Consider the following 22,453-nt stretch of genomic DNA (forward strand, 5'->3'; position numbering starts at 1 on the left):
CACTTCGAACGAGGAGCCGCAATGCAGTCTTCACCCCTGCGCGTCATCGTGGCCAAGCCCGGCCTCGACGGCCACGACCGTGGCGCGAAGGTCGTCGCACGAGCACTGCGGGACGCCGGAGTGGAAGTCATCTACACGGGACTGCACCAGACGTCGGCACAGATCGTCGCCACCGCTGTCCAGGAGGACGTCGACGGCATCGGACTGTCCGTCCTGTCCGGCGCGCATATGACCGCATTCGCGGAAGTCATCAAGCTGCTCCGGCAGGAGGATGCGGAAGACATCGTCGTCTTCGGAGGAGGCATCATCCCCGCGGACGACGTTGAGAACCTTCTGGAAAAGGGAGTCGCCGCACTGTTCACGCCAGGGACCTCGATGGCGACGGTCGTGGACTGGGTGACGGCGCACGTGGGCGCGGACAAGGAAGCTTCTAGGCACGTGACTGCGTAGCGTCTTCGAGCGCCGACCACTTCCGCACCGTCGACTCATGGCCAACGGTCACGGATAATGAAGCGGGAACCACGGATCACTGGCGCGGCGCGGGACGGAGCCTGCATCGAGCACAGGCCGCCCTTGCTCACTTTCCCTAGCTGGAGGAGTGGGCGAAGCCGTCACTGACGGTCAAGATGCGGTACCTGGAGACGCTTCGGGCGCAGGCGGCGCGGTTTGTAGACCCGGCGGAGCTTGTCGTGGCTGCTGCCGCAACGGCTCTCCCCATGCCCGAGCTTTCGAACGCGGATCCGGCTTTCGCGGTGCTCGGCGGCAACACCCGGGTGCTGGCGGACCTGTGGCACCGGTGGCAGAGAGCGGCCAGCCGGCCCTGGGAAGGGCCGGGGACGCGTGCATACCTCTCGTACGAGATCGTGCGAGGCATTCGCAGCAATCGGAAGGGTCACGATGCGGCCCGAGCCGAGGCAGCGCGTCTGATCGCTTCCTGGGAGGAACAGGCCCGGGCGGCAGCGACACCGGCGGACCGGGCACCGAGATGCCGGCTGACGGCGCAGATGCCGGAAGTACCCGAAGCCATGCCACGTCATGGTGGCCGGGACTTCCTGGACGGGCTGGATACGTGGACGCTCGGTGTGCTGCTCACGTGGACCGTTGATGCCGACTGGGGCAGCGGCGTCCTCACCCTGGAAGTGCCCGATCTCGTCGGCGGACGGCTACTGAGCCCGATGAGCAGCCTTCCGTGCAGCCCAGTCGGCGCGGTGCCGGATCTGCCGGACCGTGACCGCCGGCCGGGAAGGAGGCCGGGCATCGTTCGGCCGGGTGTCTTCGATGACACCCCGGTCTTCGACCGGCGCCCGGTCACCCTCGATCACATCCGTGCGCTGCGCACTCTTGGGCCCGGTGCCGACGAGCTTTACCTTGTCTTCTCGGCGAGCGGGGGAGCGGAAGTACTGCCTGTGGACACCATCGAGAAGCGGCTGGCCAAGGGGTGGTTGGGCGTCCTCCTCGCGGGCGCCGGTGACCTGCCCGGAAGCGTGCTTGGTCCGGAGGAGCCGGAATTCAGTCCCGAGCCGGAGGCGCGTGAGGCCCAGCTGTCTGGTCGACACCAGGGCGTTTACGATACGAATTTCGGCGACGGTCTGGGTCTTGCCGAGGGCACACGCCGGACCATTCGCCAGACCTACGCCACCGAAGACCGGGATCTGAATCGTCGCCTGCTAGCCCTGGCGCGCGGCGCGCACGACCTGCGGAGCCTGGACGCCGGTCGGTCTGGAGGGCTGCCGGTTGCCGTATGGCACGGCCTGCTCGCCGAAGACCGCCTCGACTTCGCGCCTTTCCGGCAGCCGAGCAGCGACCGTTGGCGAAGCGGCAGCGGCCTCCCGCTGGGACCCCTGGCCGCAGTCCAGCTCTACACCACCAACGCCAGCCCTCTGATCGAGGGCAAGGGCCACTCGCCGCTGTGCCGGCACGCCCACGCACTCGCGGTCGTTGCTGGCGACGACCTCCTCACGGTCGCCGACCTTATGGCGCGCACCGATTTCGACTGGTGCAGCAAGTGCGGCGGCTACGCCATGCGCAGGCTCAGCGACACCCAACTGTCCTACTACCGTGTGGCTCACCAACTGCACGACATCAAGAGGCGACTCGACCGCGGGACTGGAAATTCCGACACCGAGACCTCCACAATGATCGCTCGCCTGGACGAACTGGCGGCTTGGCAGCCGGAAAATGAAGCAGAGTGGTGCGGCAGTGATTCCTGTCACTGGCAGGACACCATCCGCGAGCTCAGGCGCGGGGCCGCGAGATCTCACATTATGACCAGCCCTGGCGAACTGACCTCTTGACCCACTGGTGGCCTCGGACGTGCCTCCCGGACGTCCCGTCGGTGATGACGCACGCAAGTCCTTCTCCAACAAGGGAGGCGGCTCGGCGACGTTGGCTTGGGGACTAGCTTTGGGGACCAGCGTCCGGTGCACGGATTTGCCTCAGTAACGCCGGTCGTGGAGAAGATGAGAGAAAGGAGAGAAGGTGCCCCAGTGAGCCGACTTCTGACGGGACGGCACCTTGGGGCTTCCTGCCAAAGTGCGCGCCGTGACGGGGCTTGACCTGGATCTTAGATACGGGTTACGTAACGGCGTAGTACAGCCGTGACAGGCGTCCACCACTAAACTGCCCCTCCAATTGCTAACCCGGCTGACCTTCCCGGTCACGGCGATAGCGAGACAGTGTCGTTCGCTTCCGGCTCGCCACTTGTCACAGAGTCCCCTTCAAACCGCAGGGAGACGATCCGCGAGGCACCCACCCACTCCTGGAGGGTGTTGAGCGCGGCAGGTTCGAGCTTCGTGGTGAAGAGAAGGGCCAGGTGCTCTTTGGCCCGCGAACATGCCACGTAGAAGAGGTTTCGTGCCCTGACGAAGGCTTCCCGCTCCTTCCCCTGCAGTTCCTGACGCCGGGAGAAGTTCGCAAGCATCTCGGGGATCTGGAAGTGGGTGTGGCCCTTGCTGATGACGGCGAGCACTCTATCGAACTCCTGCCCTTTGACTCCGTGCTGCGTCGCGAAGTGTGTGCCACCATCCAAGTGGTCGTGCAGCGCAAGCAGTTGGGCGTACGGAACTGCCCGCAGGGCTTCGTACTCTTCTGCCCGCGCCTTGGCCTTGGCATCACTGTTCGTCTGCGCGTCGCTGTCAGTCGGTGAAGCGGACTTGCGGTGGCGTTCGCGGACCTTCCCTAGTCCATCAAAGAGTTGTTGGCTCAGGCAGAGGTTGAGGACGTCGCCGACGGTGCCGTCCTCTCGGGTCTTCTCCAGCTCTTTCAGGAGGGCTGCCCAGGCGTATTTGTCTGCGGGTGAGGTAAGAAGTGAGCGGTGACCGAGCACGTCGAACATCGCGCCGTGGCGCTTGTTGCGGTGATGAAGCAGTGCCGGTTCCAGGACGTCCAGGAAGAAGGCCATGACATGGTCCTCCTTCTTCACATAGGACTCGTTGCGCCGGAAGGCTTGGTGGAGTCGCTGATAGCCAAGTTCGCCAGCGATCGTCTCGTGCGTCAGCATGAGTATCTTCGTGCTGCGTGCTATCGCCGTCGTTCCGTCCGAGCCATCGGGCACCTCGGTGTTCCACAGGCGTCGGCGGGCGTCTTCCAGGGCCCAGCTACGGGCCGAATGCGCGGCATCCCAGCCAATCTGCCCCTTCCGATGGTGGGTGAGCCTCGTGCCCGCCCAGTTGTTGGTGTGGTAAATAGTGACGCTTCCTTCACCCGCTCCTGGGTTCGTGGTCTGCTCAAGTTCAGGGCGCATCACGTTCAGGAGATCCACCACAGCGCGCTGCGACCGACGGTTGCACCGCCTGACGATCCGTTTCACGCGCGGATCGTCGATGGTTCCACAAACGTTGTCGTAGATCTGCTGCCAGTGGTCGCCGAATAATCCACAGAGCGGACCACGGAGAGGGGCTACCTGATCCGGTGCGCCCAGCATCGCCTCCGCCAGTCCGGCGGGGGTGTCCTGGTACTCGTCGACGAACACGATGGGGAACCGGTCGGCGGCAAGGGCACGAAACTTGGGGAGGGTGAAGAACTTGCACGCAAGGGCTGGAAGGTCGTTGTGCCCCAGATGCACGTGGCGTGCGTCGTGGTCCACCTTCCGATAGCCGGTGTTGTAGTCGACCGTGTAGCCGTCCAGAGATGTTCGCCCATCTAGCTTGGACTCCATGGCCTCCAGCTCGACGACGTAGCGGAGCAGGTACTTGGGGAAGGGCGAGAGCAGTTGCCACAGAAACCCGTGGATGGTGTCGGCGAAGACGGACGGGTTGTTGTCGGTGCGGCTGATGATCTCGTTGCGGGCCACATTGGTGTAGGTGACGCAGGCGATGCGCTGGTCCCGGCGCGGGAGGTAGCGGTCGCGGTCAGCGAGGATGCTTTGTAGTGCCTCGATCAGCGAGCTGGTCTTGCCCGCGCCGGCACCGGCCTCCAACTTGAAGTGGCTGCCCTCCCTCAACGAGGTCAGGATCGCCTCCCGCGCGGCCCGTGCTTCCGCCGCGGCCAAGGTGACGGCGCGCTCGGCCCGTGACGGCGCATCCGTTTGGGTCGTCATCACTTGTCGTCCGTCTTTGTCGCTGTCCCGTCCTGTGCCATGAGCCATTCGAGGCCACGCCTGATGTACTTGGGCACCTCCCAATCGTCTTCGCCAAGGACGTGCTTGAGGGCGAAGTCGACCTTGCTGCCCTTGCCGTCCACCTTGTCGCGGGCTCGCTTCTCCAGTCCCGCGTTCGTGGCTCTGCCCCGAGAGAGACCGTAGAGGGTCCGGTTGGCCAATACGAAGGCGTCCTCGAAGGTACGGCCGCAGGGGTCTCCGGGCCTCTCGGGCACCTGGTAGGCGAGGCAGAGGTTCGCCGCCGTCGCCGGGTCCGCCTCGGCAAGTCTCAGCAGTTCGGCCACTCTGGTCTCGCCCGTCTCGACGAACCACGTCCGGATGGATTGGTTGGACGTGTGTCCTCCTTCTGACACGGTGCACTTCCGGGTCTTGCCCTTGCTTGTGTCGATGGGGTCGAGATCGGTGATGATCAGGGACGGGATGCCCAGGATTCTCAGCAGGGGATAGAACTTGTGGGCGTACGCGCCGCCTACCTCCATCAACGTCACATACTGAGGTGAGAGAGCCGTGTCAGGGTTTCGCGCTGCGAGTTTCTCTTCTACGGCTGGGACGAAGACACGTTCGCTGGCGCCCTCGACGAGAATCGCCTTGTCCGCGAAGTAGAGGTCGGCCCGGGTCAGGGTCAGGTACTTCAGCAGGAACCTCTCGTCACTCGAAACCAAGGAAAGATCCTTGATGACCGTGTGGGCCGGCCTCGGCTCGGATCCGGGCTCGGCAGCCTCCTCCTCCCTGCGGAAGTACCGGATATTAGAGAAGGGCGTCTGGTTGGCTACATGTGCCGAGTGAGTGGTGACGACGAACTGAGCATTCCATGGAAGTAGGTTCTCACCTCCGGAACCGGTCACCTCCTGCATGCCGACCGATTGAGGTTCGTTAGCGCGCATCTGGGCGTCGAGTCGCGGGAAAAGCGAGGGGAATCGAAGGATTTGCCGGATGAACACTTCCTGCATCTGCGGATGCAGGTGAGCCTCTGGCTCCTCCAGGAAGACCAGATGGATGCCCAATTCGTGGGACTTGGCGGTGTGCTCGCGATAGTAGGTGAAGAGCTTGAGGAGCATCATCACTAGATTGCGCGTTCCGAGGCCGCTGTAGGACTCCGGAAACCGCACGCCAGCCGTTCCCGGATAGTGGATACGTGCGAAGTTCCTGAGGAGTCTCCGGGAATCCAAGCGGGCAGCGGTTTCGAATTCCTGGTTTCCAAGGCCGGGATACCCGAACGCCGTCAGTGCAGGTGCCACCTGGGTACGGATCTCCTGCAGGCTGACGTCGAGACCGCTGGAGGTGTTTGCGAGCATCCCGTCGATGCGCGTGGCAAGTTCATCGAGCCACTCCACACGCTTGCTGCCCTTCGCCGAGGTGAAGAGCTGCTCGAAGATCGCCCCGATGGGCTGGGCGGCCTCTCGGTCCTCGTCGTCCAGTCCCCGCTGCGCATCAAGGATGTCCATCCTGATCAGCTTTTTGACGTCTGACAGGTCGACTGCGCGAACGTTTGATTCGTCAGTGGGGTCAACGGCTGTTACAGACAGCCCGAAGTGAGCTGGGAGGCGCCTGGCAAGCTGCTCCAGAGGTGGAGTGCCCACGCTAGCGACCAAGTCGCTGAGGAAAGCCTCCAGAGCGCTGCCCTTGAGCGCATAGGCGAACCTGATCACGACCTCGGCACAGTCAGGATCGAGGTCCACAATGAAGGGGGCCAGTGGGCCGTACTGTCCGCAGTCTGCGTCGTAAGCGATATGGAGAGTCAAGGCGACATAGGGGACCCGGCCACGTGCCTGTTCTTTCTCACCCGCAACGTACAAGCGATGAGCGTCCAGGAACTCGGCATAGCACTCCGCAGAGAAGTCCTCAAGGCGAAATGTCGCGTCCTTCTTCGCAAGGAAGAGTTTGAACAGTTTGGCCAGCGATGTCTTTCCCGTGTTGTTTCGACCGACACACAGTGTCACGTTATCGACGAAAGACAGCTCGGTCTCACGCAGCAACCTGAAATTCTTGACCACAGCCTTGGCCAGGCGAGGTGGCGTCGGAGTCTTGTGGCCACACAACTCATCTGAGCCGTCCCGCTGGCCCGGAATGGCAGTGCTCGTTTCAGTCTGAGACATCCCAACTCCCTGCCGCACACCCATACCTACGCGGGTTCACGCGCCCCCTCACTCCCGCCCAGTTGAGCGGAGGAGGTCACTCATGCCCCCCTAGACCCTGCGGATGCATCCTGCCACCTGCAAGCCACCCGATGTGCATTTCCCACATGGTGATCAGTTTCGGTTAAACATGACCATGAATAGGCGTCGTTGAGTCAGTTACTGCTGCTCGGTGTGAGGTGGCGCGCAGTACCTCCGCGTACGTCGCCGAACGGCACGGTCGCGGATCACCAGCAAGCGAACTGAACCGCTCCGGTATCGGTGGAGGCTGGTCTGCCCTGGGTCTGATGGAGTCGGATCGCTGGAGAGTTGACCATTCCAGCAGCAGCCGGAGGCCGTTATGGCACGCAGCTGTCCGCCCGAGTTCTGCCGCCGTGTCCTCGATCTGGTTGCCTCCGGCCGGAAGGTCGCCGGGGTGGCGAAGCTCCTCGACATCGGCGAGCGGACCGTCTACGTCTGGCGACGCCAGCACCTCATCGACGCCGGGCAGTTGCCTGGTGTCCCCACCCATGAGCAGGCCGAACCTGCCGCGGCCCGCAAGTGGATCGCGGAGCTGGGGGCGGAGTTGGTCATCCACCGTCAGGCCGCCCAGTTGCCCTAGAAATATCCCAGGGGACTCCCACTGCTGACGGGTGCCTTCAAAGGAGCGTTTTATCCCGGTGGGGTTGTTTGGTTCGAGGTTCAGGTGTTGCGCCAGTTCGGAGTGGATTCGCTGGTGAGGCGGCGGGCCATGAGGTTGATCATTGCGACGTGGATTATGGCTTCGGATCGGTGGGAGTGAGTCTCGTAGTCGCGGGCGAAACGGCGGTGGTGCATCAGCCAGCCGAAGGTCCGCTCGACCACCCATCGCCGGGGGATCACCTTGAACCCTTTGATGCCGGGGTCGCGCTGGAGGACTTGGACGTCGATGCCAAGGCGGGCGCCGTGGTCGATGGCTTTGGTTCGGTATCCGGTGTCGGCCCATGTCTTGGTTACTTGAGGGGTGGCGGTGGAGATCTGGGAGAGCAGATGGATGCCGCCGATGTTGTCGGAGGCACTCGCCGCGGTCACCCAGACGGCCAGTGGCAGGCCGAAAGTGTCGACGCCGATGTGGCGCTTGCGGCCTGCGATTTTCTTGCCTGCGTCGATGCCCTGGCCGGCGGCCAGCACGTTGGCGGAAGTCTTGACGCTCTGCGCATCCAGTACGCAAGCGCTCGGCTCGGCGTCCCGGCCTTCGGCTTCACGTACCAGGCGCCGCAGCACGCCGTTAGCCGGTCGAAGACACCCTCCTTCTGCCAGGTGGCGAAGGTGCCGTACACCGTCTCCCACGGCGCGAAGTCGTGTGGCAGGTATCGCCAGGGGATCCCGGTGCGGTCGACGTAGAGGATGGCGCCCATGATGCGGCGCAGGTCGTGCTCGGGTGGGCGGCCGATGTCCAGGCTCTTGCCTCTGCGTTCGGCCCGCCAGGCGGTGAGCGTGGGGCCGATCAACTCCTAGCGGGCTTCGGACAGGTCGCTGGGATACGGGCGCGGTCGCGTCATGTTTCGGTAGTACCGTCGGGCGCGGCATCTCCCCAGGGCGCAAACGGCGTCAACCAGGGGCGCTTTGAGATCAGACAGGAGCGACTCGGCTCAAACAGGCAGATCTATGGAGTCTCTTGTCCCGCAGACCTCATAGACCGCTTTCATCCTAGCAGCCGCAGGTCCACTCACCCTCCGAAGCGCCATCAAACAGCCTCGCCGGGACAAAACGCTCTTTCAGGGGTCAGACCGCTGGGATCCGTCAGAAGGGTGGGGGTGTTGTCGGCGTAGGCGTACGGCGAGACGTGTGGCGTGGTCTGGCCCCGGGTCGCGGGGTCGGGGCTCGTGAAGCGGCCGGTACTGGTGTTGTACTGGTGGGCGTGCAGGTCGAGGTTGCCGGTGGTGGTCTCGTACCGCCCGCCGATGTAGGACGGGGTACTGGCAGGGGCGCCGCTGCTGGTGGTGATGAGGACGCGAGTGCCGAACGGGTTGTAAGCGCTGGTGGAGGGTACCGGTGCTGCTGGTGATGTCTGCCGGGGAACCCTGCGTGTCGTGGTGGTAGTAGAAGGGCGTCCCGGCGCCGGTCTTGGTGGCGGCCCCTCCTCAATGGGGTGGATGCTTGCACTCAATGCCGGCCCGACACCGCACTCGCCTGGTGCTCTTCTCTGAAACCAGCGTGACGCAGCCGCGTGAACGTTCCCCATTGTCGTAGGGACGGCCGCGGCCACACCGGCTAGGTCCCACCTTGAGGGACAGGAAAGTGGCCAGGACCGCTGTTGAAGGGTGTTGGGCGGACGAGAGGCTCTCGCGGCCGGACCTTGTTGTCGAACCGGTCCTCGGTGCCGCGTTTCGCTGGCTACGCTTTCGGAGGGGTCCGAGAGCCGGTGTGTGTGCCCCGCCTCGTGAACAAAAGGGGACAGATGGTCGATGTTCGGGTCGAGACCGTGGCTGTGGACGCTGCGGGCAGCCGCCAGATCTCCAGCCGCATGCGGTCCAGCTCAGCCCTCAGTGACCGGGCTGAAGAATTGGAGCAGGCCATCGTCCAGGCGTCCGACATCGCTCAGCAGTCCCTCACCCGTGTGGGGCGCCGGGACGGCTGGCAGGTGTCGAGCATGGCGGTGACGTTCGGGCTGACCCTGGCTGCGGAGGCTGGGGTCATTCTCTCCAAAGCGTCGGCCGAGGCATCGTTCGAGGTCACCCTCACTGTGGAGCGAGTTCCGGAGTCGCCGTGACCGACCCGAGTTATTGGGTGGAGCTCTTCCAGTCCCAACAGCGCCTGGGCGGTGGGTTTCTGCTGACTCGCCGCTATGTGCTGACGGCACTTCACTGTCTGCGGGGCCTTGCCGCATTGGATGAGCACGTGGACATCGTCCTGACGGACGGAAGCCGACTCACGGGTCAGGTCTGCCGTCGTGATAAGGACGCCGATCTTGCTCTAATCATGATCTCCGGAGCCTGCGAAGTACTGCTGCCGATACCTCGGGCCGGTGTCGCCCACGGCGGGGACGACTGGCACGGACCGTATCGCCCCGGCGGGTCCGAAGCGCATCTCAGGGGGCAGGTGGACAGCGGCACGGCGCAGTACCTCTGTGAGGGAGGCGGAGTCATCCAGGCTCTGCAGCTGACGGCACACCAGGCCCTGGGTGATTACTCGGGCTACTCCGGCGGACCAGTCGTCAAAGGGCTTCCGGAGGACCAGGAGCCCGTGATCGTGGGCATCCTCCTGGAACAGGCCCCGGACCGGGCTGCCGCCGACCGGGCCGCCAACGTGCTCTTCGCCGCCACCATCGGGGAAGCCATGAGCCGCTTCGACCAGTTCGACGTGGAGCATCTGCTGGATGTGGTCCATCCGGCGAGCTCGCTTCCCCAACAGGGCCTACATGGACAGGGGTTGACGGTCGAAAAGGCAGCCGCTTCGGCGGAGTCGTGGTTCGAGCGGATCGATGAGTGGTCGCAGCGCAGGTTGCTCGATCCGTCACAGGTCGCCGAACTCAGGTTCATCGCCGCGAAGGCGGCAATGGAGCGTCAGCTGCGTGGTGACGACGCATGACGGATCTCTGGCAGGAGGCCATCAACCGGGCTGAGCTCGCCCTTCGCGGAGACACCGGCGCCCGCAGCATTGCGGCTTCTGCCGTGGTGGCGCTGAGCGAGGTCCCCGATCTGTTTCGGCGGCCTCGTCCCGGTCGGGATTTCGCCTATCTGGTGGCTCTGCTCGAAGCGCTCGGCTTGGCCGAGGAGTCACGCACCCTGCTAGGGGGCCTGGTTTCCCAGCTTCAGCAGGATCCGATGTCGCACGCGCTGCCTGGGGACGTGCGCAACGAGCTGGCGGTTGTTCTCGCTGACCGGGGTCTCGTTCCGGCCGCGGCCGACGTCCTGTCGCCGGCCGTGGTGGCGGTGTACGTTCACGCGGGCGGCGCCGCGGCCCGGAGCCTGGCCAATCTGGCGTCGGTCAAGTTGCGGGCGGGGGACCTGCCCGGGGCCGCGAGCGCGGCCGAGGAGTCGTTGGGTCTCGATGCCCGTGATGACTCCCTCCAAGAACAGGAACGCCTGGAAATTCGGCTCTTGGCGGAATCGGTGCTGGCGGAGACCGCCCGCCAGCTGGGACGCCACACCGAGGCAGACGAACGAGTGCATGCCGTCGCCCGTGAGGCGCGCGGGCTGGTGCGGCTTCTTGGCGGCGACCATCCGAAGTCCCTCTCCGCGCTGATCACCGTGGCCCGGGCCGAGTTCGGATCGGCGATGGCCGCAGAGGATCGCGATCGGTGGGAGCGGGCCGCCGATGTCCTTGCAGTCGCTACCCAGAAGACATCCGCGGCACTCGGGTCACGCCATCCTTTGTCCCGCTCCGCGCTGATCAACCTCGCCACCGCGGAGTTTGAGGCGGCTCAGACCTTGGACGATGAGCGGCGCCTGGAGAGAGCGCGACTCATGCTCGTAGCCGCGGCCCAACACGCCGAGGGGGAACGACCGCCCCCTCCGACACCTGTGCCACCGTCCTATGCGCGGACCCGGGACGCCGATCGGACGCACGCTCGACGGATCGTGACCCTGCAGGAGCCTGTACCTCGTACACCCGAACGGTGGCACATGCCGGACGAGTCCAGGCTGCTGCGCTTCAGCGTGCTGGGACCTGTGCGTGCCTGGCGCGAGGACGAGCCGCTTTCCACCGGATCCACGAAACAACGGGTTCTGCTGGTCGCGCTGTTGCTCCGTGTAGGGGAGACGGCGACGTCGCACGAGCTGATCGAGGCGCTGTGGGGCGAGGTCCCTCCGCCGCGGGCCCGGGACATGCTGCACTCCTACGCCTCGCGGCTGCGGAGGGTACTTGGTCCCGGGGTCCTGCTGCGCATGCCAGGCGGCTACGCGATTCGAGGGCTGAGGGACGGGGCCTTCGACCTGACGGTAACGCAGGACCTGGCCGCAGAAGCGCAGAGAGCGAAGGGGACCCGGGACCTGGAACGTGCACGCGCTCTCCTCAATCAGGCGCTGTCCCTGTGGGACGGGGAGGCGCTCGCCGGGCTGCCGGGCCCGTATGCGCAGGCACAGCGGGCGCGGCTGGGGAAGTGGCGACTTCAACTCCTGGAAGGCCGCCTGGACTTGGACCTGGAGCAGGGATACCACGCGGAGGTGATGTCGGAGCTGACCGCCTTGACGGCGGCGCACCCGCTGCGGGAGCGGTTGCGCGAGCTGCTGATGCTGGCGCTGTACCGCAGTGGCCGCCAAGCGGAGGCCCTTGCCGTGTACGCGGACACGAAGCAACTGCTGTGGGAGGAACTGCGCGTCGGCCCCCGTGGCAGCCTGAGCGATCTGCAGCAGCGCATCCTCCGGGCCGACCCGATCCTGGCGGAATCGTCGGTACCACCAGCCCCTGGACCGGCAGCCGTCCGGGAGTGTCCGGCTCAACTCCCCGCGATGACAGCGGACTTCACTGGCCGGGTGTCCTTCGTATCGGAGCTGAGCGAGGTCCTGGCATCGGTCGAGGGCCGCGTAGTGGCGGTGTCGGCGCTGTGCGGCAACGGCGGCGTGGGTAAAACAACCCTCGCCGTGCACGTGGCCTACCAGGCTCGGTCCGCATTCCCCGACGGGCAGTTGTACGTCGACCTCCAAGGATCAGGCTCCCGCTCGGCCGAGCCGGAGACCGTACTGGGCGAGTTCCTGCGGGCGCTGGGCACGCCGGACTCCGCGATACCGGACTCCCTAGAGGAACGGGCCGCGCTGTACCGGTCGATGCTGGACGGTCGGCGGATGCTGGTGCTGCTGGACAACGCCAGGGACGTGGCACAGGTACGGCCCCTGCTGCCGGGTATAGAGGGCTGTGCGGCGCTGGTGACGGCGCGCGTGCGGATGGTGGACCTGGGAGCCCACCTCGTCGACCTGGACGTGATGTCACCCGAGGAGGCGTTGGAGTTCTTCACGAAGATTGTCGGCGCGGAACGGGTGGCCTCCGAGCAGGAGTCGTCCCAGGACGTGGTCGCGGCCTGCGGATTCTTGCCCCTGGCGATCCGGATCGCGGCGTCCCGGCTTGCTACCCATCGGACGCAGACGGTGTCGGTACTTACGGGCGAACTGAACCGCGAGCGGCGCCGGTTGGCCGAACTCCAGGCCGGGCATCTGGCCGTGGAGGCGACCTTCGAGCTTGGCTACGGCCAACTGGAACCCGCACAGGCACGCGCGTTCCGCCTGCTGAGCCTCGTGGACGGCACGGACATCTCCCTCACGGCGGCAGCGGCCGTACTGAACCTGGAAACGGAGGAGACAGAGGACTTGCTGGAGTCCCTGGTGGACACGTCGTTGCTGGAGTCGGCGGCGCCGGGCCGGTATCGATTCCATGATCTCGTACGGCTCTACGCGCGTGCTCGTGCGGAGAGGGACGAGCAGCCTCCGAGCGAGCGGGAGGCGGCCATGTGCCGGCTGTTGGACTTCTACTTGGCCACCGTTGCGGGGGCGTATCTGATCGAACGTCCCGGGGACCGGTTCGTGGACCACCTGGAGCGACCCCATCGCCCCGGCCTGACCTTCCCGGACCGCCACACCGTCCGAGACTGGGTGTCCACCGAGGTGATCTCCCTGCTGGCCTGCGTACGTCAGTCAGCGCGGCCCGGGACTCTGCGGCGTGCCGTCGACCTCCTGTGGGCCGCAGTCGACCTGGCCGAGTCCGGGGCATACTCCAAGGAGTACGAGGCCGTCGCCGTGCTGCTGCGGATGGTGGCGGAGGAGGCTGGGGACACTCGTTCCGAGGCACGGGCGCGCATATGTCGGACCTTCATCCGCCACATCTCCGGCAACAGCGTCGACGTGGCAGGCCAGGAGGCCGACTGCGCCGCTGCGTTGGCCGCAGCGGCAGACGACCCACTGACCGCCTGCTGGTCTGCGAACATCAGCGGTGCGGCGGCGATGTACCGGAACCGCTACGACGACGCCGAGGGACACTTCATTCGCGCTATCGAGAACTTCCGTGCGTTGGAGGATCGCCTGGGTGAGGCAAGCGCCCTGTGCAACCTCTCGCGCATCCACCTGGCCACCGGACGCACACGGACCGCCGTGACGCTGGCTCGACAGAGCAGGGAGATCTACGACTCCATGGGCAACTCCATGCGGGGCGCCGACGCTCGCTACGTCCTGGGCCTGGCTTTCACTCGAAATGGAGACCTCGACTCCGCGACCATTCAACTCCTTGAGGCACTGAAGGTCTTCCGTGAAAGCCACCAACGGCTATGGGAAGGCATGGCCCTGTTCCGCTTGGCCGAGATCGACATTGCCGGCCAGCGTTACGCACAGGCGGCCGCGAACGCCGAGGCGGCACTGACTGTGCTGCACAGCATTGGCGGCGAGTGGCGGCACGCCACCGTCCTCACCGTGCTAGGACGCGCACTCACCGGTGTCGGCCAAACGGACCGCGCCCGGGTGTGCCAGCAGGAGGCTCTACGCATCTTTGAAAAGGTAGGAGGCCCGGAAGCAGCGGAACTGCGCGTCGCCATCCAGTCGAGAGTCGGCGCCTGGCCCGCCTAACACCGTGTGCTATATCGTCAGTTGGCGGTTGTGCTGGGTATGGGGAGTGGACGGTGGGGGCAAGGTCCCTTGCATGATCGAGATCTGTCCTGATTCATCCGGTTAGGCCGAGGGCGGTCAGGGAACTGCGACAGTTGCGGGCGGTGTAGCGGAGGGCGGCGGCGATGTTGGTGCGACGGTCCTGCCGGTGGACGCCGATGGCAAGGTTGCGCAGGCCGGCCATGACGCGTGGGAGGTGACCCACGTGGATCATGGAGTCGTCCTCGCGGAAAGTGCGGTCGCGGACGTGGTGCAGGAGATTTTCAATCTTCCAGTGCCCTCTGATCCAGGCCGCGAACTGGGGGCCGGTCGCCGTGCCGGGCGGCAGGCTGGTGATCAGGTAGGCGCGCTCGATGGTGAGCACACGGCCCGCGCCTACCGACGCCCACCCGCCCGCGGCCGGCACATTCCCGAAGCAGAGCCGGACTGGCAGAAGCGGTTGCAAGACGAAGCCGATGCCGTACGCGCCTGCGAAGCCCTGCGCGTTACTCTGGAAAACACGATCGCCGTCTCGTCCCCACCGCACTGATCCTCCTGCCCACCCCGAAGCCGTGGTTAGACGGGGTGATCCGCCTGCCGTGGCGGAATCGCCCGCTGTCTGCGGTTGGCAGACCGCGAGGCTGGCGAAGCGATGATCAGTGATAGGCGCTGACGGCGGCCAGGTACAGAGCGCAAGCTGTGCTGGCGGCACTACTCCCGTCACGCTCATGTTCCTGATGCCGCTGAAGCAGCGTTGAAAGATGTCGCTCGCGGCGATCATTACGCACAGCAAACACCTCGGTCTCGTTGAGGAGCACCGCGCCACGGTCGGCGCGCGAGACTGTGGGTCGTGGTGGCGGGCGGTGGGCGTCAGGAACTGCCCCAAGAGGACACGGCCACGCGCGTCACTCGGTCCTCGCGTGTGGTGCTCCGTGGTTGTGGTGTTCTACGGGCACCACTTGGGGACCAGTTGGGGACCACACGGTGTGCGCGATGCTGCACGACCGAGCCTACTATGCACACTGTGCGCCCTGAATAAGGATGCTATATGCATAAAATTCCCTTGGCCCCTACTCCTGGGGGTCAAGGGGTCGCAGGTTCAAATCCTGTCGTCCCGACTGGAGACAGTCGCAGGTGAGGGCCGGTTTCGGAGAAATCCGAAACCGGCCCTCGGTCTTTCTGTGATCCTGTGTACGTCCGGGTGCGGGTAGCGCTGGGTGGTGGTCAGCGAGCCGTGGCCGGCGATCCGGCGCAGGTGTTCCCAGCCGAGCTCGGTGACCAGACACTCACCTGCGGCTACCAGCACGCCCACTGACAACACGCGCTGAACTCCCTTGCGCAACAAGGGAGTTCAGCGCCACACCTGTCTCCTCGGTTACGAATCCATGACATTGGGACGTACAACTGGGGGCACTCGGACCGAGTCGGACTCACTGAACGCGGCCTTCCGCGTACAGAAGCGACCGACTCGAAAGGCTCACGTATGCCCCGAGCACACCGCCGAACCCGTACCGCGCTCACCGCACCCCTGGCAGCCGCGGTGCTGCTCGCCGGAGGTTTCGGCGCCATGGCTCTCACCGGGGGCCCGGCGCTGGCGGCCACCGGGTCCGCGGACACGCAGGACGACTTCAACGGCGACGGGTACGCCGACCTGGTCGTGTCGGCTCCGGACGCCACGATCTCCAGCAAGGCCAAGGCGGGTTACGTGGCCGTCACGTACGGCTCCGCCAATGGGGTCTCCACCGCCAACAAGAAGCTCATCAGCCGCTCCACCAGCGGCGTTCCCGGCTCCGCCACCGCGAACCAGCGCTTCGGGACCAACTTCACCAAGGGCGACCTGGACGGCGACGGCTTCAGCGACCTGGTGATCTCGGGCGGCAGTCCCGGCTCCGTCATCCTCTGGGGCTCCGCCTCCGGACTCACCGGTGGCACGGCTATACCCGGGTACGGGCAGTCCCCCACGACCGGCGACTTCGACGGCGACGGCAAGACGGACCTCGCCCTGTTCTCCTACCTGTCCGGCGCGGGCGACGACCCGGCGAGCGGCGACGCCACCGTGTGGAAGGGCCCGCTCACCCGTGCCGGACAGCCCACCGCCACCCTGCCGCTGCTGGACAAGGCCGACTGGTGGGGCTACGACGCCAACGACGCGTCCTGCGCCACCACCACCAGCGGCTGCCAGGAGGACGGCGACTCGATCAGCGGGCCCATCCGCTCCACCTGGACCGGCGACGTCAACGGCGACGGCAAGGACGACATCGTCGCCTGGAAGTACGCGGGCGACGGCCAGTGGGGCAACCGTCTGTTCCTCGGCGGCGGCAGCACGGGCTTCACCAGCGGCTGGGTCCCCTCGGACGGCACGGCGACCGGTACGGGCACCGGCATCGGGGACGTGAACAACGACGGGTTCGACGACGTCGTGGTGGGCAAATACTGGGCCGGCGGCAGGGTCCAGATCGCGTTCGGGTCGGCCTCCGGCCTGTCCGAGGAGCGCGTGCAGACCTTCGACCAGGACCTGCCCGGCTTCCCCGGCGTGGAGGAGGAGGGCGACGGGATCGGCTCCACGGTCTCGGTGGCGGACGTCAACGGTGACGGCTTCGGCGACATCGCGCTCGGCATCTCGGGCGAGGACATCGGCGACATCACCGACGCCGGGTCCGTCGCCCTGGTCCCCGGCAGCGCCTCCGGTGTCACGGGCGCCGGTACGCAGACCTTCCACCAGGACACCGCCGGGGTTCCCGGAGTCGCCGAGAGCGGAGACGAGTTCGGCGTGAGCAGCGCGCTGCTGGACGTCGACGGTGACGGCCACGCCGACCTCGCGGCCGGTTCCACCGCCGAGAACGAGCAGAACGGCGCGGTCTGGGTGCTGCGCGGCACGGCGACCGGTCTCACGGCCACGTCGTCCCTCGCGTTCGGCGCCGGCGACCTCTCGGCGCCCGCCACGGGCGCCCGCTTCGGCGCGCTCCTGCGCTGAGCGAGCCGATCGGGCAACGGGGGTTCGGTGGGGCGGCCCGGTGCCGCCCCACCGTCATGTCCGGGCGGGAGCAGCCGCCTCCATGACAGCAGAGCGCTCCTCATACACGCCCTGCCGTCAAGCAGTCGACACTCACCTACTGCTGCCAGGACGCCCCCTCACACCGAGAGATCGCACCTTGATTCTCACGCCTAGTCAAACGCTTCGAGCAGCCGCTCGTACGCCGGTTTCGGCCGCAGGGCCGCGTCCCACGGCAGGGAATCGGCCGTGCCCGGAGGATAGGTCTGGGTGTCGGCGGTGGAACCGTACCGGTCGGTGAATCCCCATGTGGAGAACGATGTGCAGTTCGGCTCCTCCAGGCAGACCCGCAGCTTGCCCGCCATCTCATCAGCCTGGATCTGCCGCCCGTCCTCCTCGTCCTCGCCTATGGGGACGTCCATCTCCGACACCCGCGCCTTGACCCCGAGCTCCGCCAGATCCCGCACATGACCGCGGAAGGTCTCCGGGTCGATGCGGTCGCCGGGTGCGTACTCATGGTTCTGGAAACCCACGCCGTCGATCGGTACGCCGCGTTCCTTGAGCCGCTCGACCAGATCGTAAAGGGCGTCCCACCGCTCGCCCTCCTCCTCGACCCCGTACTCGTTCAGGTAGAGCCGTGCCTTCGGATCGGCCCGGTGGGCGGCCCTGAACGCCTCGTCGATGTACTCCTCGCCCATGGCCTCGAACCACGGGCTCTGCTCGGAGCGCAGACCGAGATCCCCGTTGGTGTAGCTCTTCTCGTCGTCGGACATGGGCTCGTTGACCACATCCCATTCCGCGACCTGTCCCTTGAAGTGCCCGGCGACCATGGCGATGTGCCGCAGCATGGTCCGGCGCACCTCCCCGGGGTCGTCGTTCTCCCGCATCCAGTGGGGCAGAGCCTCGTGCCAGACGAGGGTGTGCGCGTGCACCTTCATGTCGTTGGCGCGGGCGAAGCGTACGAGCAGGTCCGCGTCGCGGAAGTCGTAGACGCCCCGGCGTGGGTGGAGGAACTGTGGCTTGAACGCGTTCTCCGGAGTGAGCATGGAGAACTGGCTCCCCGCGAGCGCCCGGTAGCGTGAGTCGGTGAGCAGCGGGTTCTCGGCCAGGGCGGTGCCGACGTCGAACGGCCGCCCCACGTCTGCGGCCCGCGCACGCAGCGAGTCGTCGGACTGCTCCTGGCGTAGCCGCGGCGCCTTGACCACGCGGAGCGAGTCACCGCTCTCCGCCCGCGCGGTCAGCTGCGTCAGACGCCATCCCTCGCGGCGCTCGTCCTCGTCCTCGCCCGCGTCCGCTTCGCCCGCGTCCGCTTCGCCCGCGTCCGCCTCCAGACCGAACCAGACAGTGCCCTCGGCGAACACCCCCGGGTCCAGCACGGTTCCCAGCCGCCGCCCGTCGGCCTCCACGCGGAAGGTGTCACCGATGCTCGACACGGCGAGCGTCACCGTCCCGGAGCAGCCGCAGTCGAAATTCTTGGAGGTGGCCGGCTCATCGCCCTCGCCGTCCCATATCTGTACCTTCACCTGTCCATCGGCGGTCACGCCGACGCGGAGTGAGGGCCGCTCCTGCCGCCATTCGTCGTAGATGACCGGTACCCGTCCGTACAGCCGCAGCCATGAGTCGCCGTCGTCGTCACCCACGCCGGACATGCGCGCGGTGACGGTGAAGTCGCCGTCGGACCTGAGATGCGGGCCGGCCAGGTTCAGCGGGGGGTTGTGTTGGCCGCCGGAGGAGTCCTGCTCCACGATGCGCCGATCCGATGCGCTGACCCGCAGGATGTCGTTCCGCACGGTGGTGCCCGGCATCTGCGTCCAGTCGTGGTTCCGCAGCAGGTCCTCGTCGTTTCCGCCGCCCGAGTCTTCGCCCTGCCCCGTACACCCGGCCGCCACCGCCATGACGAGCGCCACGGCGGTCAGTCGCTGCCATGTCCCACCACCAAGGTTCACGGCCCCTCCCACTCCCTTGTCAGAGACGAGATCAACTTCTCGAAACGAGGGCACAGTTCATCACACACGAGGTACGGCGGCCTTGGGGTGGCGGAACAGCGGACACGCCCGATGAGGCGCTGCTCGCGGCGATCGTCCACGTACTGGTCAGTGGCTGCGCCTGGCGGGCTCTGCGGCCGTACTCCGGTATCTCGAAGTCCACTGCGCACGCCCGGTTCCTGATCCGGTCCAGAGCCGAGCCCCACCTGCGCAGATGGCTGTGGGGAAAGCGCAGGGATGGCGGGCACCTTCGGGTGGCCCCTACTTCGTGTGCGAGGGTCCCACCCGGGTCCCGGTGTCCGTGATCTCGGCGAGGGGCCGGTCGTCGCTGCCGGTGCTCACGTCCTGGAGCCCGCGCTCCGCCGTGGTGGCGGCGAGCCCGGACGTCGTGTCGGCGGCGCGCAGCCGCAGTTCGAAGTTCTTCCGCCATTCCGTGCTGTCGTGGACGACGCTGATCCGTGCCACCCGAGCACACCAACTGCCGTGCTGTGCAGGTAAGTTGATGATTTCGGGATGTCGGGTCGGCGGTCGGCCGGCAGCGGCGCCCGATGGCCAACGTCCGGTATTTCGGTCGTAGTTCGAGGTTTCGGTGCCGAAATCTAGGGCCGCGCCCGCAGCCCGTCAATACCTTTGCCGCACCTGTGTGGGACCGGTGCCGCAGATGTGCCGGACCGGTGCCGTGGACGCGAGCCGCATGACACCGCTCCGCAACCGTCCGCTTCCGGCGCGTTACTCAAACGTGACGTGCCTCCTGCTGTCCGCCCCCTTGACCGGCATGAATTGTTAGCGCTCACAATGACCTCCGCAATCACCCGCCGACATCCGGGGCCGGCACAGGCCCGGCACGGGTCCGGCACAGGAAGTTCTCGTTGTACGACCGCCAAGGAGGTGCGGCATGGCACAATCCCAGCTTCGGCCGCCCACCATGGCCGATGTCGCGCGACTGGCGGGCGTGTCCCATCAGACCGTTTCCCGTGTGCTGGGGGATCACCCCAACGTGCGGGACGAGACTCGGGCCAAGGTGCTGCACGCGATCGAGGAGATGGGCTACCGCCGGAACTCCTCCGCACGAGCCCTGGTCACCCGTCGCACCCGGACCCTGGGTGTGGTCGCCTCGGACACCACGCTCTACGGTCCGGCCAGCACCCTCTTCGCACTTGAGGAGGCGGCACGCGCCGAGGGCTACCTCGTCTCCACGGTCAGTCTGCGCAAACTGACCGTCGAGAAGCTGGCCGAGGCGCTGGACCACCTCAGCGAGGGCGGGGTGGAGGGAGTCGTCGCCATCGCCCCGCAGCGGTCGGCGGTCGAGGCCCTCGCGGAACTGCGCCATCCGTTCCCGGTGGTGACCGTGGGCAGCGGGCCCGGCGTGGGGATCCCCAGCGTGAACGTGGATCAGCACCTGGGCGCCCGTCTGGCCACCCGTCATCTGCTGGCCGCCGGCCACCGTACGGTCTGGCACCTCGCCGGACCCGAGGACTGGCAGGAGGCCGCCGACCGGGCGGCGGGCTGGCGTGCCACCCTCGAAGCGGCGGGCGTGGAACCGCCGTTGATCCTGCGCGGGGACTGGAGCCCGCTGTCGGGCTACCGGGCCGGCCAGGAACTGGCGGGCTGGCTGGGCCGCGGGCTGACCGCTGTCTTCGTCGCCAACGACCAGATGGCGCTGGGGGTGTTGCGCGCCCTGCGGGAAGCGGGGGTGCGCACTCCGCAGGACGTGGCGGTGGCGGGCTTCGACGACATCCCGGAGTCGGAGTTCTTCGCGCCGCCGCTCACCACCGTCCGGCAGGACTTCGCCGCGGTCGGCAAGCGGAGCATCGCCCTGCTCCTGGATCTGATCGAGGGCAGGGAGCCGTCCGGGGCGCTGCGGATCGCCATCGAACCCCAACTCGTCGTCCGCGCAAGCACGTTCCCGTACACCTCCGACCAGGGCGCCCCACCTGTCTGAAGCCCTGTCTGTTTGACGCACCACCTCGTAGGTCATTTCCCACACGCCCCTGTATGACCGATATTTCGAACAATGATCGACAGGCTGGACATCGTGGGACCTGTCCCGGCGAGCGGCACGAGTACCAGCAGGCCCTTCGAGGCCGGCTCTTCAAAGGAGAAGAACATGCTCAGCAGAAGGAACTTCCTCACCGCGGCGGTCGGCGTGGCGGCGGCGGGCGGCCTGGCGGCCTGTGCCAAGGAGGACGACAGCTCCTCCGGCTCCGACTCCAGCAGCGGTGGTGGCAAGAAGATCACCCTCGGCTTCGCCCAGGTCGGCTCCGAGAGCGGCTGGCGCACGGCCAACACCAAGTCCGTCAAGGAAGCCGCCAAGGACGCCGGTTACACCCTGAAGTTCTCCGACGCCCAGCAGAAGCAGGAGAACCAGATCTCGGCGATCCGCAGCTACATCGCCCAGAAGGTGAACGTCATAGCCTTCTCGCCGGTGGTCGTCACGGGCTGGGACGCGGTGCTCAAGGAGGCCAAGACCGCGAAGATCCCGGTCATCCTCACCGACCGCTCCATCGAGACCTCCGACGACACCCTGTACGTCTCCTTCATCGGCTCCGACTTCATCGACGAGGGCCGCCGCGCGGCCAAGATGCTGGAGAAGGTCCTGGACAAGGCCGGCCAGAAGGGCCCGGTGAAGATCGCACAGCTGGAGGGCACCACCGGCGCGGCCCCCGCGATCGAGCGCGCCAAGGGCTTCAAAGAGATCATGGACGCCGAGCACAAGGACGACTGGAAGGTCGTCGTCAGCCAGACCGGCGACTTCACCAGGGCCGGCGGCAAGCAGGTCATGGCGGCCTTCCTGCAGTCCAACCCGGACATCAACGTGCTCTACGCGCACAACGACGACATGGCCCTCGGTGCCATCCAGTCCATCGAGGCGGCCGGCAAGAAGCCCGGCAAGGACATCCTGATCGTCTCGGTCGACGGCGTGAAGGACGGCTTCGTCGCGATGTCCGAGGGCAAGATCAACGGGATCGTCGAGTGCAACCCGCTGCTCGGTCCCCAGCTGATGGAACTCGTCAAGAAGGTCAACGACGGCGAGACGGTGGAGCGCCGGATCAAGACCGAGGAGGGCGACTTCCTGCAGGAGCAGGCCAAGGAAGCCCTCCCGACCCGCAAGTACTGACCGGCACGTCACCGACGGGCACGTACTGACCGACCGCACCTACCGCCAGGGAGCCCCCGTCCGAGGGGGCTCCCTGCGGGCCTGAACGAACATCCGGGCC

Annotated in this window: 15 protein-coding genes and 2 pseudogenes; 10 read left to right on the plus strand and 7 right to left on the minus strand. The window is 66.5% G+C overall.

Translation table 11 applies throughout. From position 1 onward, the window contains the following. Positions 1-21 precede the first annotated feature (21 nt). Both ACZ60E_RS26415 and ACZ60E_RS26420 read left to right on the plus strand, forming a co-directional pair. Positions 22-450: a cobalamin B12-binding domain-containing protein gene (locus ACZ60E_RS26415; protein WP_469443613.1), complete on the plus strand. Its 429-nt coding sequence runs from the start codon at positions 22-24 to the stop codon at positions 448-450. Between the two features lie 266 nt (positions 451-716). Next, entirely contained in the window at positions 717-2,294 is a 1,578-nt protein-coding gene (locus tag ACZ60E_RS26420) for a hypothetical protein (protein ID WP_469443615.1), read from the plus strand. 362 nt (positions 2,295-2,656) lie between these two features. Here ACZ60E_RS26420 and ACZ60E_RS26425 read toward each other — a convergent pair whose 3' ends face one another. After that, entirely contained in the window at positions 2,657-4,537 is a 1,881-nt protein-coding gene (locus ACZ60E_RS26425; protein WP_469443617.1) for a UvrD-helicase domain-containing protein, read from the minus strand. Continuing rightward, positions 4,537-6,693: an ATP-dependent nuclease gene (locus tag ACZ60E_RS26430; RefSeq protein ID WP_469443619.1), complete on the minus strand. Its 2,157-nt coding sequence runs from the start codon at positions 6,691-6,693 to the stop codon at positions 4,537-4,539. The genes ACZ60E_RS26425 and ACZ60E_RS26430 overlap by 1 nt, the downstream gene beginning before the upstream one ends. 379 nt (positions 6,694-7,072) lie before the next feature. Between ACZ60E_RS26430 and ACZ60E_RS26435 the strand changes: the two genes are divergently transcribed. Beyond that, complete coding sequence (locus ACZ60E_RS26435) at positions 7,073-7,333, plus strand: transposase (RefSeq protein WP_469443621.1); 261 nt, start codon at positions 7,073-7,075, stop codon at positions 7,331-7,333. An 80-nt stretch (positions 7,334-7,413) separates the two neighbouring features. Here ACZ60E_RS26435 and ACZ60E_RS26440 read toward each other — a convergent pair. Continuing rightward, positions 7,414-8,201, minus strand: a pseudogene (locus tag ACZ60E_RS26440) (IS5 family transposase). Positions 8,202-8,437: 236 nt separating this feature from the next. After that, positions 8,438-8,935, minus strand: coding sequence for an RHS repeat-associated core domain-containing protein (locus ACZ60E_RS26445; RefSeq protein WP_469443624.1), 498 nt, complete (start codon positions 8,933-8,935; stop codon positions 8,438-8,440). 216 nt (positions 8,936-9,151) lie between these two features. Here ACZ60E_RS26445 and ACZ60E_RS26450 point away from each other — a divergent pair, with 216 nt between their 5' ends. From ACZ60E_RS26450 to afsR, 3 genes are all read left to right on the plus strand, one after another. Then, entirely contained in the window at positions 9,152-9,463 is a 312-nt protein-coding gene (locus ACZ60E_RS26450; RefSeq protein WP_469443626.1) for a CU044_2847 family protein, read from the plus strand. Continuing rightward, positions 9,460-10,281, plus strand: a complete 822-nt coding sequence (locus ACZ60E_RS26455) for a S1 family peptidase (protein WP_469443628.1) — start codon at positions 9,460-9,462, stop codon at positions 10,279-10,281. Before ACZ60E_RS26450 ends, ACZ60E_RS26455 begins: the two co-directional genes overlap by 4 nt. A 989-nt stretch (positions 10,282-11,270) precedes the next feature. Continuing rightward, positions 11,271-14,240, plus strand: coding sequence for an SARP-family global regulator AfsR (afsR, locus tag ACZ60E_RS26460; protein ID WP_469443913.1), 2,970 nt, complete (start codon positions 11,271-11,273; stop codon positions 14,238-14,240). Positions 14,241-14,334: 94 nt separating this feature from the next. On the opposite strand, the gene ACZ60E_RS26465 is transcribed toward afsR, so the two are convergent. Then, the gene (locus ACZ60E_RS26465; RefSeq protein WP_469443630.1) at positions 14,335-14,643 is read right to left on the minus strand and encodes a transposase; all 309 of its coding nucleotides are present in this window, start codon (positions 14,641-14,643) and stop codon (positions 14,335-14,337) included. A 1,098-nt stretch (positions 14,644-15,741) separates the two neighbouring features. On the opposite strand from ACZ60E_RS26465, the gene ACZ60E_RS26470 reads away from it, so the two are divergent. Then, positions 15,742-17,232 (plus strand): FG-GAP and VCBS repeat-containing protein, encoded by a 1,491-nt coding sequence (locus tag ACZ60E_RS26470; RefSeq protein WP_469443632.1) that lies wholly within the window; start codon positions 15,742-15,744, stop codon positions 17,230-17,232. A 191-nt stretch (positions 17,233-17,423) separates the two neighbouring features. Here ACZ60E_RS26470 and ACZ60E_RS26475 read toward each other — a convergent pair whose 3' ends face one another. Next, complete coding sequence (locus tag ACZ60E_RS26475; RefSeq protein ID WP_469443634.1) at positions 17,424-19,196, minus strand: endo-1,4-beta-xylanase; 1,773 nt, start codon at positions 19,194-19,196, stop codon at positions 17,424-17,426. Between ACZ60E_RS26475 and ACZ60E_RS26480 the strand changes: the two are divergent. Then, a pseudogene (locus ACZ60E_RS26480) lies at positions 19,175-19,465 on the plus strand (hypothetical protein); the annotation flags it as partial. The gene ACZ60E_RS26475 and the pseudogene ACZ60E_RS26480 overlap by 22 nt on opposite strands. Positions 19,466-19,496: 31 nt before the next feature. Here the strand turns inward: ACZ60E_RS26480 and ACZ60E_RS26485 are convergent. After that, the gene (locus tag ACZ60E_RS26485) at positions 19,497-19,700 is read right to left on the minus strand and encodes a hypothetical protein (protein ID WP_469443636.1); all 204 of its coding nucleotides are present in this window, start codon (positions 19,698-19,700) and stop codon (positions 19,497-19,499) included. Between the two features lie 430 nt (positions 19,701-20,130). Here ACZ60E_RS26485 and ACZ60E_RS26490 point away from each other — a divergent pair, with 430 nt between their 5' ends. Continuing rightward, positions 20,131-21,177 carry a LacI family DNA-binding transcriptional regulator gene (locus ACZ60E_RS26490; RefSeq protein WP_384807286.1) on the plus strand — a complete coding sequence of 349 codons (1,047 nt, stop codon included), beginning with the start codon at positions 20,131-20,133 and terminating at the stop codon, positions 21,175-21,177. A gap of 165 nt (positions 21,178-21,342) precedes the next feature. Next, positions 21,343-22,353 (plus strand): ABC transporter substrate-binding protein, encoded by a 1,011-nt coding sequence (locus tag ACZ60E_RS26495; protein ID WP_469443638.1) that lies wholly within the window; start codon positions 21,343-21,345, stop codon positions 22,351-22,353. Positions 22,354-22,453 lie beyond the last annotated feature (100 nt).

This window comes from Streptomyces sp. NPDC102514, assembly GCF_055584525.1.

What these genes read in the sequence shown, in the direction of transcription:
- ACZ60E_RS26415 (WP_469443613.1), top strand. Translation starts at nt 22, where the DNA reads ATGCAGTCTTCACCCCTGCGCGTCATCGTGGCCAAGCCCGGCCTCGAC.
- ACZ60E_RS26425 (WP_469443617.1), bottom strand. Translation starts at nt 4,537, where the DNA reads ATGACGACCCAAACGGATGCGCCGTCACGGGCCGAGCGCGCCGTCACC.
- ACZ60E_RS26435 (WP_469443621.1), top strand. Translation starts at nt 7,073, where the DNA reads ATGGCACGCAGCTGTCCGCCCGAGTTCTGCCGCCGTGTCCTCGATCTG.
- ACZ60E_RS26490 (WP_384807286.1), top strand. Translation starts at nt 20,131, where the DNA reads ATGGCACAATCCCAGCTTCGGCCGCCCACCATGGCCGATGTCGCGCGA.
- ACZ60E_RS26470 (WP_469443632.1), top strand. Translation starts at nt 15,742, where the DNA reads ATGCCCCGAGCACACCGCCGAACCCGTACCGCGCTCACCGCACCCCTG.
- ACZ60E_RS26450 (WP_469443626.1), top strand. Translation starts at nt 9,152, where the DNA reads ATGGTCGATGTTCGGGTCGAGACCGTGGCTGTGGACGCTGCGGGCAGC.
- ACZ60E_RS26445 (WP_469443624.1), bottom strand. Translation starts at nt 8,935, where the DNA reads ATGGGGAACGTTCACGCGGCTGCGTCACGCTGGTTTCAGAGAAGAGCA.
- ACZ60E_RS26420 (WP_469443615.1), top strand. Translation starts at nt 717, where the DNA reads ATGCCCGAGCTTTCGAACGCGGATCCGGCTTTCGCGGTGCTCGGCGGC.
- ACZ60E_RS26495 (WP_469443638.1), top strand. Translation starts at nt 21,343, where the DNA reads ATGCTCAGCAGAAGGAACTTCCTCACCGCGGCGGTCGGCGTGGCGGCG.
- ACZ60E_RS26430 (WP_469443619.1), bottom strand. Translation starts at nt 6,693, where the DNA reads ATGTCTCAGACTGAAACGAGCACTGCCATTCCGGGCCAGCGGGACGGC.